The sequence below is a fragment of the Neoroseomonas lacus genome (genome assembly GCF_014644535.1).
In the GTDB taxonomy this organism is placed as follows: Bacteria; Pseudomonadota; Alphaproteobacteria; order Acetobacterales; family Acetobacteraceae; genus Neoroseomonas; species Neoroseomonas lacus.
This window is the reverse complement of record NZ_BMKW01000007.1, coordinates 278303-292713: the sequence shown is the minus strand read 5'-3', so window position 1 is coordinate 292713 and position 14411 is coordinate 278303. Positions and strand designations below refer to the sequence as shown.

Annotated in this window: 13 protein-coding genes; 10 read left to right on the top strand and 3 right to left on the bottom strand. The window is 69.8% G+C overall.

The annotated features are described in order from the left end of the window. The first annotated feature begins 45 nt into the window (after positions 1-45). Positions 46-1560, top strand: coding sequence for an acyl--CoA ligase (locus IEY36_RS15645; protein ID WP_188968222.1), 1515 nt, complete (start codon positions 46-48; stop codon positions 1558-1560). On the opposite strand, the gene IEY36_RS15640 is transcribed toward IEY36_RS15645, so the two are convergent. Continuing rightward, on the bottom strand, positions 1550-2017 hold the full coding sequence (locus tag IEY36_RS15640) for a hypothetical protein (protein ID WP_188968220.1): 468 nt from the start codon (positions 2015-2017) through the stop codon (positions 1550-1552). The genes IEY36_RS15645 and IEY36_RS15640 overlap by 11 nt on opposite strands. A 65-nt stretch (positions 2018-2082) precedes the next feature. After that, positions 2083-2568 (bottom strand): hypothetical protein, encoded by a 486-nt coding sequence (locus IEY36_RS15635; RefSeq protein ID WP_188968218.1) that lies wholly within the window; start codon positions 2566-2568, stop codon positions 2083-2085. Between the two features lie 515 nt (positions 2569-3083). Here IEY36_RS15635 and IEY36_RS15630 point away from each other — a divergent pair. From IEY36_RS15630 to IEY36_RS15620, 3 genes are read left to right on the top strand one after another with little or no spacing between them, the layout of a single operon-like run. Next, complete coding sequence (locus IEY36_RS15630; RefSeq protein ID WP_188968216.1) at positions 3084-4061, top strand: 2-dehydropantoate 2-reductase; 978 nt, start codon at positions 3084-3086, stop codon at positions 4059-4061. Further along, entirely contained in the window at positions 4061-4633 is a 573-nt protein-coding gene (locus IEY36_RS15625; RefSeq protein ID WP_188968214.1) for a hypothetical protein, read from the top strand. Before IEY36_RS15630 ends, IEY36_RS15625 begins: the two co-directional genes overlap by 1 nt. Then, positions 4630-5262 carry a hypothetical protein gene (locus tag IEY36_RS15620; RefSeq protein ID WP_188968212.1) on the top strand — a complete coding sequence of 211 codons (633 nt, stop codon included), beginning with the start codon at positions 4630-4632 and terminating at the stop codon, positions 5260-5262. The genes IEY36_RS15625 and IEY36_RS15620 overlap by 4 nt, the downstream gene beginning before the upstream one ends. A 16-nt stretch (positions 5263-5278) precedes the next feature. Here the strand turns inward: IEY36_RS15620 and IEY36_RS15615 are convergent, their stop codons facing one another. Next, positions 5279-7081, bottom strand: a complete 1803-nt coding sequence (locus tag IEY36_RS15615) for a PHA/PHB synthase family protein (RefSeq protein WP_188968210.1) — start codon at positions 7079-7081, stop codon at positions 5279-5281. A gap of 89 nt (positions 7082-7170) precedes the next feature. Here IEY36_RS15615 and IEY36_RS15610 point away from each other — a divergent pair, with 89 nt between their 5' ends. The 6 genes from IEY36_RS15610 (at position 7171) to recJ (ending at position 14390) form a co-directional block, all read left to right on the top strand. Then, the gene (locus tag IEY36_RS15610; protein WP_188968208.1) at positions 7171-7857 is read left to right on the top strand and encodes a hypothetical protein; all 687 of its coding nucleotides are present in this window, start codon (positions 7171-7173) and stop codon (positions 7855-7857) included. A 222-nt stretch (positions 7858-8079) separates the two neighbouring features. Beyond that, entirely contained in the window at positions 8080-9300 is a 1221-nt protein-coding gene (locus IEY36_RS15605; RefSeq protein ID WP_188968206.1) for an LL-diaminopimelate aminotransferase, read from the top strand. 20 nt (positions 9301-9320) lie between these two features. Continuing rightward, positions 9321-9782, top strand: coding sequence for a VOC family protein (locus tag IEY36_RS15600; RefSeq protein WP_188968204.1), 462 nt, complete (start codon positions 9321-9323; stop codon positions 9780-9782). A 55-nt stretch (positions 9783-9837) separates the two neighbouring features. Beyond that, complete coding sequence (locus IEY36_RS15595; RefSeq protein ID WP_188968202.1) at positions 9838-11130, top strand: homoserine dehydrogenase; 1293 nt, start codon at positions 9838-9840, stop codon at positions 11128-11130. 460 nt (positions 11131-11590) lie between these two features. Then, positions 11591-12601, top strand: a complete 1011-nt coding sequence (gene glpX / locus IEY36_RS15590; protein WP_188968200.1) for a class II fructose-bisphosphatase — start codon at positions 11591-11593, stop codon at positions 12599-12601. Positions 12602-12608: 7 nt separating this feature from the next. Further along, positions 12609-14390 carry a single-stranded-DNA-specific exonuclease RecJ gene (gene recJ / locus IEY36_RS15585; protein ID WP_188968198.1) on the top strand — a complete coding sequence of 594 codons (1782 nt, stop codon included), beginning with the start codon at positions 12609-12611 and terminating at the stop codon, positions 14388-14390. Positions 14391-14411: the final 21 nt, after the last annotated feature.

The window sequence follows — 14411 nt, the reverse complement described above, 5'->3', positions numbered from 1 at the left end:
GCACGCGACGCCTAGTCTGCCCGTACTGCGGAGGGACATGTACGTATGACCGAGACCATCGCCCGCCTGCTTGCCACCGGCGCCGACGGGGCACCCGCCCTGCGCGGCATCAATGAACGACCCCCGCTGAGCTTCGCCGCCCTGCGCGCGCTGTGCGAGCGCACCATCGGCACGCTGAACGGCCTCGGCATCGGCCGCGGCGACCGTGTCGCCATCGTGCTGCCGAACGGCCCGGACATGGCCGCCGCCTTCCTCGCCATCGGGACGGGGGCAACCACCGCGCCGCTCAACCCGTCCTATCGGGCCGAGGAATTCACCTTCTACCTGACCGACCTACGCGCGAAGGCGCTGGTCGTGCTGCAGGGCATGGCATCGGACGCGCGGGAGGTCGCAGCGAGGCTCTCCATCCCGGTGCTCGACCTGGTGCCCGGCGAGGCCGCCGGCGACTTCACCCTTGAAGGCGGCACGCCCGGCCATGCGGCGAAACCCGGCCTGGCCACGCCCGAGGACGAGGCGCTGGTGCTGCACACCTCCGGCACCACGGCGCGGCCCAAGATCGTGCCGCTGACCCAGGCGAACATCTGCGCCTCGGCGCGCAACATCGGGCGCACCCTGGCCCTCGAGCCGGATGATGCCTGCCTCAACATCATGCCGCTGTTCCACATCCATGGGCTGATGGCCGCGGTGCTCGCCTCGGTCGGCGCCGGGGCGTCGGTGGTCTGCACGCCGGGCTTCGACGCGCTGCGCTTCTTCCGTTGGCTCGACGAGGAACGGCCGACCTGGTTCACCGCCGTGCCGACCATGCACCAGGCGATCCTCGGCCGCGCCGAGCGCAATGCCGAGATCATCGCCCGCGCCAGGCTGCGCTTCCTGCGCTCCTCCTCCGCCTCGCTGCCGGGGCCGGTGATGCGGCAACTCGAACAGGTCTTCTCCGCCCCGCTGGTCGAGAGCTACGGCATGACCGAGGCCTCGCACCAGATGTGCTCCAACCCGCTCTCCGGCCCGCGCAAACCGGGCTCGGTCGGCCAGCCGGCCGGCCCCGACGTCGCCGTGATGGACGATGACGGCACCATCCTGCCGCCGGGCGAGATCGGCGAGGTCGTGATCCGCGGCCCCAACGTCACAGCCGGCTACGAAGCCAACCCCGAGGCCAATGCCAAGGCCTACACCCATGGCTGGTTCCGCACCGGTGACCAGGGCGCGTTCGACGCGGACGGCTTCCTGACCCTGACCGGCCGGCTGAAGGAACTGATCAACCGCGGCGGCGAGAAGGTCAGCCCGCTGGAAGTGGACGGCGTGCTGTCGGGCCACCCGGCGGTGGCACAGGCGCTGTGCTTCGCCATCCCGCACCCGAAGCTCGGCGAGGACGTCGGCGCCGCCATCGTCCTCCGCGACGGCATGACCTGCGGCGAGCGCGAGTTGCGCGAATTCGCCGCCCTGCACCTGGCGGATTTCAAGGTGCCGCGGAAAGTGGTGTTCCTCGACGAAATCCCGAAGGGGGCGACGGGCAAGCTGATGCGGATCGGGCTGGCGGAAAAGCTCGGGCTGACTACGGCGTAGGCTGTCCCAGCAGGGCCGGGGGAGGCGGTGCCGGCAAGGCCAGGGGCGGCCCGTTGTCGCGGCTCGCCGCAAGGATGATCGCATCGGGCGGCGGCGGCAGGTCGAGCCCGATCGCCACGACGCGACGTTCGATCTCCAGCAACTTGCGGTCAGGCTGGGACGGCAGCATCGCCCGGATGGCCTGCAGTTCCCGGTCCACCTGGTCGATCTTCTCGAGCGCCGCGGTCGCGGCGTCGCGCTTCTTCGCGAAGGCGCCGGTGAAGGTGGCGAGGCCGGCCAAGGCGGCAAGCGTGCCTGCGATCGGCGTCAGGATCGCGACATCGATTCCGAGCAAGGCCGCGGCCGGCAGGCTGGAGAGCAGGCCGGTCACGATGCTGCCGAGCGGCGCCACGAGGCCGCAAGTCTTCTCCGCGCGTCCGATGAAGCGGGCTATCGCGGCATAGGACGGTCGATGCATCCGGCAATATTCCGCTAGTTGCTCGCCGTGTTTCGAAATGGCGTCTCGTCGCGTCAGGTGGTTGCTCATTGGTCCACTTCCGCGGCGTCAGGTGCGAAGACCGGTGTCTGTGACGGCATCGGCCTGCCTGATCTCAGCGCGTCGCGCTGGGCGAGCAGCCATTGATAGGTCGCCCAGAGTTGCGCCTCCTGGCCTTCGCCGGCGGCGCGCCGCTGCTGCCGCGCCTGCCGCGTCAGGTCTGTCCAGATCGCCCCCCGTTGCCGTGCCGCCTGGGCGGCCTGGCTGGGGTTCGTCGTGCTCCAGACGATCAACAGCGAGGCCGCGCCTATCGATGCCACGAGCAGCCCGCTCGCCGAGCGTCCCGGCAGGATGGCGACCACCCAGAAGGCGCCGAGCGCCAGCAGCCCCAGCACCAGCAGCAGGGTCGCGAGGCGCGACCACCAGGCAGTGTCGACCGCTGCCGCAGCGGCCTCGCCGGCGGCCTCGACCTCGAGGTCGATAAGTCGGTCCGACAGGTCCGATTTGACCGACAGGGCGTATGCGCCTGGCATCACAAGCCTCCCCTAGGCTGAGGCTTGGCGGTCGTGGGTCGGCTGCCAGGCCGTCGCATAACCGTTCGGCCCGCGGTCGCGGCCTGGCGGTCCTGGTCGATGGAGGAGTGTAATGAAATAGATGGTGCACGGCCACGGGCATACGGCCATATGGCGCGACTTTGATCGATGGAACCGGCTTCCCGGCGGCCGTGGACCGGTTCGTTCCCGCTGCTTCTGGCGATGGCCTGGCGGGCTGGCCGAAAGGCTGGATTTGGCTGGAATGTTCGTGCTATGTTCACTCACTGAGCGCGGCCCAGCGTTCAGCGGGGATATCGAATAAAGTCCTAAAACCTTAAAATCTTAAAGTCTGCTTTTTCAGTTATTTAGAGCAGGAACGGGTCCGGCAGGGCCGTGGCGGTCACCTTCGACTGGCGGCCAATGGGGCGTCATGCGGCAGGGCAGGCCGACGCCGCCCTTGTTGCCGCGCCGCCCGCCGCCATACTGCAGTCCGGACAGGAGACGTTATTCGGCCCATGAAACTCTGCATTTTCGGTGCTGGCGCGATCGGTGGCCTGATGGCGGCGAAGCTTGCCCTCAAGGGCGATGCCGAGGTCACCGTCATCGCCCGCGGCCCGCACCTCGCCGCCATGCAGGCGAATGGCCTGCGCCTGCGCAGCGGCGGCGAGGAGATCACCGCCACGCTGCGTTGCGTCGCCACCGCCGAGGAAGCCGGCCCGCAGGACTACGTGCTGGTCACGCTGAAGGCGCATTCCCTCGCTGGCGCGGCGGCGCAGATGCAACCGCTTCTGGGGCCGGAAACCACCATCGTCAGCGCCGTGAACGGCGTTCCCTGGTGGTATTTCCACGGCATCGGCGGCACGCATGAAGGCCGCATTGTCGAGAGCGTCGACCCGGGCGGTGCCGTCTCCCGCCTGCTCGCGCCCTCGCGCACCCTCGGCTGCATCATTTACCCGGCGGCCGAGGTCATCGAACCCGGGATCATTGACCACACCTACGGCGACCGCTTCTCGCTGGGCGAACCCGATGGTAGCCGCAGCCCGCGGGCCCAACGCCTGTCGGAGGCGCTGATCGCCGCCGGCTTCAAGGCCCCGGTGCGCCCACGCATCCGCGACGAACTCTGGGTCAAGCTGTGGGGCAACCTCGCCTTCAACCCGATCTCTGCACTCACCACTGCGACGCTCGACGTGCTGATCAACGACGACGAACAGCGCGGCGTCGCGCGGGCGATGATGCTGGAAGGCCAGCGCGTCGCCGAGGCGCTCGGCATCCGCTTCGCCATCGATGTCGACAAGCGCATCGCCGGCGCGGCCGAGGTCGGCGCGCACAAGACCTCGATGCTGCAGGACCTCGAACGCGGCCGGCCGATGGAAGTCGAGGCCCTGCTCGGCGCCGTGGTCGAACTCGCCGACTTGGTGGGGGAAGCCGCACCGACCTGCCGCACCGTGCTGGCCCTGACCCGCGCCCGCGCCCGCGCGGCGGGCTGCCTGTGATGATCGCCCGCCGCGTCGCGCTGCTGGTCGGGCTCGGCGTGCTGGCCGGTTGCGTGACAGCGCCATACCCGACGGCGGTACTGCCCTCCTATGGCGCGTCGGTCACGCTCGACCCGGCGCGCCAGTCGATCATCCAGACGGCCTATGTCTTCGCCTCGCCGGGCAGCATGGCGGGCCGGCCCTGGGAAGCGGCGCAGGCGATCTCCGAAGCGGAATTCCTCGCCGTCGAACTCAACTACGGCCAGCGCTGGATCGAGATGTCGCCGTTGGTGAAACAGGCCTTCGTGCAGGCGCGGCCGGAATGGCGTGGCGCGCTCGGCATCGACCTGGCTGCCCCGCCGCAGGCGGTGATCGACGCCTTCACGTTGCTCCGCCTGGCTTATGGCGCGCAGGATGCGGCGGCGGCCGCGGCGGCGCTGCAACCGCCGCTGTTCACGCCGGGCGGTGCCGCGACCATCGCACGCCTGGCCGACTTGCCGCCGCTGCCCCGCACCGCCTGGGCCGCTTCGATGGCGCAGGACGAGATGTGGCGTATGCAGAATCAAGGCTCCCGAGGGGATGACTGGGAATGAGAATGCGTCTTGGCGTGGTGCTGCTGCCGCTGGTTTTCGCGGCCTGCGAGGAATTGCGCACGCCCCAGGCGCTGCCGCCCGCCGTGTTGACCACCGAGGCCTCGCACGGCCCGCCGCTGCGCGCGGCGGTCGCCGCGACCACGGCGGATTTCGCCAATCAGGGCGCCAACCTGGCCGGCCAACCGGCCAAGGCCGCCCTGGCGCTGGCCCGCTTCGAGGCGCTTGAGCTGGAAGTCGCCAACCGGCGTGCCTGGCCGTCGATCTCACCTACTATCGGCTATGCGATGCGTACCGCGCGCAACGAGAATCGCGCGGCGATCGGCGCGGCGCAGGAGGCCTCCTCGGCCGATGTCATCCACGCGCTCGGCCTGGTGTCGGCGCGGCTGCGGGCGAATGACCGGGCTGGCGCGGCCGCCGCGTTGACCACCCCGACCTTCGAGCCGGGCGGCGAGGTGACGCTCGGCCGGCTCGGCGAGATCGGCCCGCTGCCTGCCGCCGAACAGGCCATGGCCGCGCTCGACCGCGACGTCCGGCATCTCGACCTCGACGCCGGCTGGTCCGGCGGCGGGAATTGGTGGCAGTCCGGCGCGCCCGGGGCGATCACCGACGGGCTCGGCCGCGGCTACTGACGCCGCGGCGCGCGGGTCAGTCGGTCGCGATCACCTTCACATAGGCGCCGGGGGCATCCTCGATCGCAGGCAGCCCGCCCTCGCCGGGGATGCGGGCCGGGACCGTCGTCTTGTCGAGGCCGGCGACCCAGCGATGCCAATCCGGCCACCAGGAACCCGCCAGTTCGGTCGAGTTCTTGAACCAGGCCTCCGGGTCGGGCGGCAGGTCGTCGCTGACCCAATGGCTGTACTTGCCGGCATCCGGCGGGTTGGCGACGCCGGCGATATGCCCCGAGGCCGCCAGCACGAATCGGGTCGGCCCCTTGTAGAGCTGCGTCGCGCGATAGGTGGATTTCCACGGCGCGATGTGGTCCTCGCGCGTGCTCAGGATGTAGGTCGGCACCTTGATCTTGCGCAGGTCGAGCTTGACGCCGAGCAGTTCCACCCCGCCCGGCTTCACCAGGTCGTTCTCCTGGTACATGCGGCGCAGGTAGAAGCTGTGCATCTTCGCCGGCATGCGCGTGGAATCGTCGTTCCAGTAGAGCAGGTCGAAGGGGAAGGGCTCCTGGCCCATCAGGTAGTTGTTCACCACGAAGGACCAGATCAGGTCGTTCGCGCGCAGCATGTTGAAGGTTACCGCCATCTCGCGGCCTTCGAGGTAGCCGACCTTGTTCATCTTCTCCTCGAGCGAGGAGAGCTGTTCCTCGTCGATGAAGACGCCGAGTTCGCCGGCCTCCTCGAAATCCACCATGGTGGTGAAGAAGGTCGCCGATTTCACCCGCGCGTCGCGCTTGCTGGCCATATGCGCGAGCGTGGAAGCGAGCAGCGTCCCACCAAGGCAGTACCCGATGACGTTCGCACCCTTCTCGCCGGTCGCCTTCTCCATCGCGTCGAGCGCGGCATAGGGGCCTTCGAGCATGTAGTCCTCGAAGCCCTTCTCCGCGAGTTCCTCGCCGGGGTTCACCCACGAGATGACGAAGACGGTGTGTCCCTGTTCCACCGCCCAGCGGATGAAGGAGTTCTTCGGACGCAGGTCGAGGATGTAGAACTTGTTGATCCAGGGCGGGATGATCAGCAGCGGCCGCTTGAGCACCGTCTCGGTGGTCGGCGCATACTGGATCAGCTGCATCAGGTCGTTCTGGAACACCACCTTGCCCGGCGTGACCGCGATATTCTCGCCGATCTGGAACTTGGTGTCGTCCGTCATGCGGATCTTGAGCTTGCCGCGGCCACGCTCGAGGTCGCTCAGCAGATTCGACAGGCCGCGCAGCAGGTTCTCGCCGCCGGTCTCGGCGGTGCGGCGCAACACCTCGGGGTTGGTCATCAGGAAATTCGTCGGGCTCATCGCGTCGACGAACTGGCGCGTGTAGAAATCCACCTTCTGCGCGGTCTTGGGCTCCAGCCCCTCCGCACCCTCGACCACGGACCGGAAATAGCGGGCGGACAGCAGGTAGGACTGGCGGATGAAGTCGAACACCTCATGGTCGCGCCAGGCATCGTCCTTGAAGCGGCGGTCCTTGTCGTCCTCGGCGATCACCGGGTTCGGCTCGTCGCCGAGCATGCGCCGCGCCGTGTTCTGCCAAAGGGTCAGGTAGTCATGCCAGAAGCCGAGCTGCGCCTGCACCAGGCTGGCCGGGTTGGCCATCAGCCGCGTCGTCATTTCGAGGAAGGCATGGCCGATCTTGAGCGGGTCCGGGTCCGCCGCGGACCCCGACTGGCGCTTGAGGAAATCCGACACGATGCGCTGTCCGCGTTCCGCCACATCGGCCATGGTGCGGCTGACGATGGCGGGATCCGGGAGGCGAAACTGCGCGGCGTTCGGGTTCTCTTTTTCGGCCATCAGGGGTTCCGGTGCATGAACTGGCGCGATGCCCTTCGCGTGCCGGCCGATTCGGGTTACCGCTTCGCCGCAATGGCGACAGTGGCGGCATGACCGGTCGGATGGACCGCGGGGCGACGCCCCAGCACGGTAGGGGCCGGGGACCGGCCAATCAAGCGCGGCCGCTGGTGCTGGCCGCGTTGCTGATAACCGCTGGCTGCACGGCGGGGCAGGGCGGAGAGGCGCTGGGCCCGCTTTGGGACCACCTGACCGGCCCCGCCTTCGAAGGGCGCGATACGCCGCCGGGGGTCGATGCGCCACCGCCGAACCTCGGCACCGTCCCCGCGCGGCCAACGGTGCCCGATCTTGCCGTGCGCGACGCCCTGACCGCCGCCCTGGCCGAGGAACGCCAGCGCAGCCGCAATCCGCTTGATGCCGAGATGCGGCCCGTGGCGCCACGCCCCTCCGGCACCGAAGGCAACGCCAGCATGCCGTTGCAGGCCCCCGGGCCGCCGCCGCTGGCCGCCGCGCCGCGCGTCAGCTGGGACCCGGTGGACGTTGCCCCGGCCGCGCCGGCGACGGTGCCGGTCCCCCGGGGCGTTCCGGCCGCGCGCCCGGCGCCGGCCGCGCAACCCACCCCCGCCGCCCCGCCAGCGGTGCTTCAGCCTGCTGCGCCCCAGCCTGCCGCGCCGACGATCGGTGGCGGCCCGCCCCCGCCGCCGCCGGCCGAGTTGTTGGCGCCGACCGGCCCGCCGCCCTTGCCGTCGTCGGACCTGCTCGCGCCGCGCAGCCGTTGATGGAAGTTTTGGAAAGTCCGGTGCCCGCTCGCACTGGGCCGCTCATTCCAGGATAATGACGAGGGCGGCCGGGAGTGGGCCGCTGCCAGACACGGAAATGCGCCGGATCGCGCCCTTCCAGCCGGGCGCAGAGGGCGCGCGGCTCCGCGGTGCCTGCTTGGCGATACACAGCGCGCGGGGCTTGCTCTATAGGTCGCGGCCCTTCCACACGGAAACGCTGCCATGACCGAGGACTTCCACCGCATCCGCCGCCTGCCGCCTTACGTCTTCGCCGAGGTCAATGCCGCGAAGGCCCATGCGCGTGCGGCCGCGGAGGACATTGTCGACCTCGGCATGGGCAACCCCGACAGCCCGACGCCGCCGCACATCGTCGCGAAGATGATCGAGGCGGTGCAGGACCCGCGCACGCATCGCTATTCGACCTCGAAGGGCATCCCCGGCCTGCGCCGGGCGCTGGCGGGGTATTACGACCGCCGCTTCGGCGTGAAGCTCGACCCGGAGACCGAGGTGGTGGCGACACTGGGCTCGAAGGAGGGCCTGGCGAACCTGGCGCAGGCCATCTCCAGCCCCGGCGACACCATCCTGGTGCCGAACCCGTCCTACCCGATCCATCAGTTCGGCTTCATCATCGCCGGCGCCTCGGTGCGCTCGATCCCGTACACGCCCGATGACGCGATGCTGGAGGCGATCGACCGCGCGGTGCGCCACTCGGTTCCCGCGCCGACCGCGCTGATCGTGAATTTCCCGTCCAACCCGACGGCGCTGGTCGCCAGCATCGAATTCTACCGCGAACTGGTCGCGCTGTGCCGCAGGCACGGCCTCTTCATCCTCTCCGACCTCGCCTATGCCGAGCTGTATTTCGGCGACACGCCGCCACCTTCGGTGCTGGAAGTGGAAGGGGCGAAGGACATCACGGTGGAATTCACCTCGATGTCCAAGACCTACAACATGCCGGGCTGGCGGATGGGCTTCGCGGCGGGCAATCCGCGGCTGATCGCGGCGTTGGCGCGGGTGAAGTCCTATCTAGACTACGGCGCCTTCACGCCGATCCAGGTGGCGGCGACCGCGGCGCTGAACGGCCCGCAGGACTGCATCGCGGAGATGCGCGCGCTCTACAAGGACCGTCGCGAGGTGCTGGTGAAGGGACTCAAGGCGGCGGGCTGGGAGGTGCCGGCGCCTGAGGCCTCGATGTTCCTTTGGGCGCCGATCCCGGAACGCTTCCGTCACCTCGGTTCTGTCGGATTCTCCAAGCTGCTGCTGGAGAAGGCGAAGGTCGCGGTCGCCCCGGGCCTCGGCTTCGGCGAGCATGGCGACGAGCATGTCCGCATCGCGCTGGTCGAGAACAACCACCGCATCCGCCAGGCGCTGCGCGGCATCAAGACCTTCCTCGCCGGCGACAATGCCGCGCCGACCGAGCACGACGTGCCGGCCGGCGCCGTCTGACGGGCAGGGAGGGCGCGGCGATGGAGATCGGCATCAACGGCATGGCGCATGTCGTGCTGACGGTCAGCCGCTTCGCCGAGTGCCGTGCCTTCTATGCCCGGCTGCTGCCGAAGCTCGGCATGAAGCCGGTCTTCGACGGGCCGAAATTCTTCTATTGCGTCGGCGCGCGCACCGCGCTCGGCATCGAACCCTGCGACCCGGCCCATGCCGGCGAGCGCTTCGACCAGGTCCGCGTCGGGCTGCACCATCTGTGCCTGCGGGCGCGCACGCGCGAGGATGTCGACCGCGCCGCCGCGCTGCTCCGCGAATTGGGCGCGACCATCATCCGCGAGCCTGGCGATGGGCGCTGGGCGCCGGGATACTATTCGGTGCTGTTCGAGGACCCGGACGGCATCAGGCTTGAGATCAACCATGTGCCCGGCGCCGGCGTGCTGGCCGAGGGCACCGAGTTCAATGCTTCCGATGGCTACGAGGACAAGTGATGGGCGCGATGGCGATGAGGCTGACCAGCAGCGGCGCGGCACGGAGGATCGGGGCATGACGCGTCCGCTCGCCATCGCCATTGCCGGCCTCGGCACGGTGGGTGCCGGCACGGTGAACCTGCTGCGCGCCAATGCGGACATCATTGCCGCGCGCGCCGGGCGGCCGATCGCCGTAACCGCCGTGTCCGCGCGCGACCGCGCGCGCGACCGCGGCATCCCGCTCGCCGGGCTGCGCTGGTATGAGGACCCGGTGGCGCTCGCCGCCGATCCGCAAGTCGATGTCATCGTCGAGTGCATCGGCGGTTCGGACGGCGCGGCGAAGGCGCTGGTCGAAGCCGCCATCGCCGCCGGTAAGCATGTGGTCACCGCCAACAAGGCGCTGCTCGCGGTGCATGGCGCGGCGCTCGCGCAGGCTGCCGAGGCCAAGGGCATCGCGCTCGCCTTCGAGGCCTCCGTTGCCGGTGGCATCCCGGCGATCAAGGCGCTGCGCGAGGGGCTCGCGGCCAACCGCATCCAGCGCGTCGCCGGCATCCTGAACGGCACCTGCAACTACATCCTGACGACGATGCGCAATGAGCGGCGCGAATTCGCCGAGGTGCTGAACGAGGCGCAGAAGCTCGGCTATGCCGAGGCCGACCCGTCCTTCGACATCGACGGCATCGATGCCGCGCACAAGCTCGCCATCCTCGCCGCCATGGCGTTCGGCCGGCCGGTGGATTTCGGCGCGGTGCATGTGGAAGGGATTCGCGAAGTCTCGGCGCTCGACATCGCGCTGGCGGAGGAACTCGGCTACCGCATCAAGCTGCTCGGCATCGCCAGGCGCGAGGAGGGCGGCATCTCGACGCGCGTGCATCCGTGCATGGTGCCGGCGAACGCGCCCATCGCCCGCGTCGATGGCGTGTTCAACGCGGTGGTGGCGGAGGGTGACTTCGTCGGCCGCGTGATGATGGAAGGGCGTGGGGCAGGGGCCGGGCCGACCGCCTCGGCCGTGGTCGCTGATTTGATCGACATCGCGCGCGGGCGCTTCACCCCGGTCTGGGGCGCGGCCTCGGCGGCGTTGAAGCCTGAGGCCTCAGTGCCGATGGAGAAGCACATCGGTGCCTATTACCTGCGCCTGATGGTGGTCGACCGGCCCGGCGTGATCGCCGATGTGACCGGCGTGCTGCGCGACAGCGACATCAGCCTCGAATCCATGCTCCAGCGCGGCCGCGCGCCGGGTGAGGCGGTGCCGGTGGTGCTGACCACGCATGAAACCAGCGAGGCCTCGGTGCGCGCGGCGCTGGCGCGGATCGCGGCGCTGGATGCGGTGGTTGAGAAGCCGGCACTGATCCGGATCGAGGCGCTGTGACGCTCGCCGAGGGCAAGCATCACAGCTTCTGGTGAGCCCTCGGGCGGCGAGCGCCGGCCGGCTTGCCTGCGCGCCTTGCGCTGTCGCGTTGGCGAAGCCTGTTGATCTGGTCGCGGTCGCGCTTCGCGTTCGCGACCTAGGGTTGGGATATCGGGGCATGCGGCAAGGCCGATTCGGGGCGCGGCGGGCACCAGGCCGGCCCGCGACCGAGGCTTGCCGGTCCGGGGCGCCGCTGCTCGCCGAGGCTGTTTGGTAAGATCGGCAACGGCTCGCAGTCCGACTTGACCACCCATTCCAGGCTGCTGACAGGGGTGCCGGTTGGGGGGCGGAGGTGGAGATGCGTCGGATGGCGCGCCGGCGAACCGACTCTCACCGCGCTGACGCGGGACGCGATTCCGGCTATGGGCTAACGGAAGGGCAGGCTGGCCTGTCCACGATGTCTCGATTCGGAGGATTCCCCATGGCCGCTGCGACCCCTGAGCCGGGTGCTGTCGTCGACCGCAACCTGGCACTGGAACTGGTCCGTGTGACGGAAGCAGCGGCGCTCGCCGCCTCCCGCTGGATCGGGCGTGGCGACAAGAACGCCGCCGATGGCGCGGCCGTCGAGGCGATGCGCAAGGCCTTCGACACCGTCGCCATTACCGGCACCGTGGTGATCGGCGAGGGCGAGATGGACGAGGCGCCGATGCTCTACATCGGCGAGAAGGTCGGGCTGTACGCGCGTGCCGGCGGCGGGCCAGAGGTCGATATCGCCGTTGATCCGCTCGAGGGCACCTCGATCACCGCCAAGGGCGGTCCGAACGCGATCGCCACCGTCGCGCTGGCGGAGAAGGGCGGCTTCCTGCACGCGCCCGACATCTACATGGACAAGATCGCGGTCGGGCCCGGCCTGCCTGATGGCGTGGTGAACATCGATGCCTCGCCGGAGGAGAATCTGCGCGAGCTCGCCAAGGCGAAGAAGTGCAGCATTACCGACCTGATGGTCTGCACGCTCGACCGCGACCGCCACAAGGAGATGATCAAGGCCTGCCGCGCCGCCGGCGCGCGCATCACCCTGATCGGCGATGGCGATGTCGCCGGCGTCATCAATGTCAGCCAGCGCGAGGCCGGCATCGACATCTACATGGGCTCGGGCGGCGCGCCGGAAGGCGTGCTGGCGGCCGCCGCGCTGCGCTGCATCGGCGGCCAGATGCAGGGAAGGCTGATGTTCGAGAATGACGAGCAGATCGCCCGCGCCGCCACCATGGGCGTGACCGACCCCAGCCGCATCTACAGCATCGAGGACATGGCGAAAGGCGACGTGATGTTCGCCGCCACCGGCGTGACCTCGGGCGCGATGCTGCGCGGCGTGCGGCGCTTCGCCGGCGGGGCCTATACGCATTCGATCATCATGCGGTCGAAGTCCGGCACCGTGCGGTACGTGGAAGGGCATCACAACTTCGACCGCAAGCCTTCCGCCTTCGTGGCCTGAGGCCCGCATGGACGGGACGGCCACGGACGCCCCGGTCCTCGGTGTCGCGCGCAGCGTGACGGGCCGCCGCTGGGTCTGGCGGCCTTCGGATGCCCGCACGGGCCTGGGCATCGCCCAGCGCCTCGGCGTGCCGGAAATGGTGGGCCGGTTGCTCGCGGCGCGCGGTGTCGGGTTGGATGCGGCGGCGGAGTATCTCGACCCGACGCTGCGGGCGCTGATGCCCAATCCCTCCTCGCTGATCGACATGGATGCGGCGGCGGACCGCATCGCCGCCGCGGTGCGCAGCGGGGAGCATGTCGCCGTCTTCGGCGATTACGACGTGGATGGCGCCTGTTCCGGCGCGCTGATGTCGCGCCTGCTTCGCGACCTTGGCTGCGAGGTGACGCCCTATGTCCCTGACCGGCTGAAGGAAGGTTACGGGCCGAATGCAGCGGCGATCGCGGCGCTGTGCGATCGCGGCGCCTCGCTGATCGTCTGTGTCGACTGCGGCATCGCGGCGGCCGAGGCCTTGGCTGCGGCCGAGGGGCGCGCGGATGTGGTGGTGCTCGACCATCACAAGGCGGAAGGGCCGGCGCCGCGCATTCTCGCGGCCGTCAATCCGAATCGGCTCGATTGCGGGTCGGGGCTGCATCATGTCTGCGCGGCGGCGGTTGCCTTCCTCGCCGGGGCGGCGACGGTGCGCGTGCTGCGCCGCGCCGGATGGTTCGAGCGGCGAACGGAGCCGGACCTGCTGGGGTTGCTCGACCTGGTGGCGCTGGCGACGGTGTGCGACGTGATGCCGCTGACCGGCTTCAACCGCGCCCTGGTGACGCAGGGGCTGAAGGTGATGGCGCGGCGGGGCAGGGCGGGCATCGCTGCGCTGCTGGATGTCACCGGCGCACGCGATGCACCGACCGCGCACACGCTGGGCTTCCTGCTTGGACCGCGGATCAACGCCTCTGGTCGCATTGGCGAGCCTGACCTCGGCCTGCGGCTGCTGCTGTGCGAGGACGCGGTCGAGGCGCGCGCCATGGCCGAGAAACTCGATTCGGTGAACAAGCGCCGGCAGGAGGTCGAGGGCGAGGTCCTCGCCGCCGCCCATGCGATGGCCGAGCGCCAGGCCGATGAGGGCCGCGCCGTGCTGCTGCTGGTGGCCGAGGGCTGGCATCCGGGCGTGGTCGGCATCGTCGCCGGCCGCATGAAGGAACGCTTCAACCGACCGGTCTGCGTGGCGGGTGTGACGGACGGGCTGGCCAAGGGGTCGGGGCGGTCGGTGGCCGGGGTGGATCTGGGCTCGGCGGTGATCGCGGCGCGCCAGGCCGGGCTGCTCGAGACCGGCGGTGGGCATGCCATGGCGGCGGGCTTTTCCTTCCGTGCCGGGCGGGAGGCCGAGGTGCATGCCTTCTTCGAGGAGCGGCTGCGCCACGCCGCGCTGCTGCCCACGGCGGCGGACCTGATGGTGGAAGGCGCGATCAACGTCGTCGCCGCGCAGCCGGCGCTGGCCCATGAGGTGGGGCGGCTCGCACCCTTTGGGCCGGGCAATGAGGAGCCCATCTTCGTCGTCCAGCGCGCCCGTGTCGTGAAGGCCGACCGAGTCGGCAAGGAAGGGGCGACGATCCGCGCCATCGTCGAGGGCGAGGACGGCGGGCGGCTCAAGACCATCTGCTTCCGTGCCAAGGATGGGCCGCTGGCGCAGGCGTTGCTGGCGCAGGACCGCCTGCCGATGCATCTGTGCGGGTATCTGCGGGCGGAACAATGGAACGGCCATACCAGCGCATCGCTGCAGGTTGTGGACGCCGCGCCGGCCTGATGACGTTTGGCCTATTGACCG

Bases quoted from the DNA above. Each gene is read 5' to 3' on its own strand.
- IEY36_RS15610 (WP_188968208.1), top strand. From the start codon at position 7,171: ATGACCGGTCGGATGGACCGCGGGGCGACGCCCCAGCACGGTAGGGGC.
- IEY36_RS15645 (WP_188968222.1), top strand. From the start codon at position 46: ATGACCGAGACCATCGCCCGCCTGCTTGCCACCGGCGCCGACGGGGCA.
- IEY36_RS15615 (WP_188968210.1), bottom strand. From the start codon at position 7,081: ATGGCCGAAAAAGAGAACCCGAACGCCGCGCAGTTTCGCCTCCCGGAT.
- IEY36_RS15625 (WP_188968214.1), top strand. From the start codon at position 4,061: ATGATCGCCCGCCGCGTCGCGCTGCTGGTCGGGCTCGGCGTGCTGGCC.
- IEY36_RS15640 (WP_188968220.1), bottom strand. From the start codon at position 2,017: ATGCATCGACCGTCCTATGCCGCGATAGCCCGCTTCATCGGACGCGCG.
- IEY36_RS15635 (WP_188968218.1), bottom strand. From the start codon at position 2,568: ATGCCAGGCGCATACGCCCTGTCGGTCAAATCGGACCTGTCGGACCGA.
- IEY36_RS15600 (WP_188968204.1), top strand. From the start codon at position 9,321: ATGGAGATCGGCATCAACGGCATGGCGCATGTCGTGCTGACGGTCAGC.
- IEY36_RS15595 (WP_188968202.1), top strand. From the start codon at position 9,838: ATGACGCGTCCGCTCGCCATCGCCATTGCCGGCCTCGGCACGGTGGGT.
- IEY36_RS15605 (WP_188968206.1), top strand. From the start codon at position 8,080: ATGACCGAGGACTTCCACCGCATCCGCCGCCTGCCGCCTTACGTCTTC.
- IEY36_RS15630 (WP_188968216.1), top strand. From the start codon at position 3,084: ATGAAACTCTGCATTTTCGGTGCTGGCGCGATCGGTGGCCTGATGGCG.
- IEY36_RS15620 (WP_188968212.1), top strand. From the start codon at position 4,630: ATGAGAATGCGTCTTGGCGTGGTGCTGCTGCCGCTGGTTTTCGCGGCC.
- recJ (WP_188968198.1), top strand. From the start codon at position 12,609: ATGGACGGGACGGCCACGGACGCCCCGGTCCTCGGTGTCGCGCGCAGC.
- glpX (WP_188968200.1), top strand. From the start codon at position 11,591: ATGGCCGCTGCGACCCCTGAGCCGGGTGCTGTCGTCGACCGCAACCTG.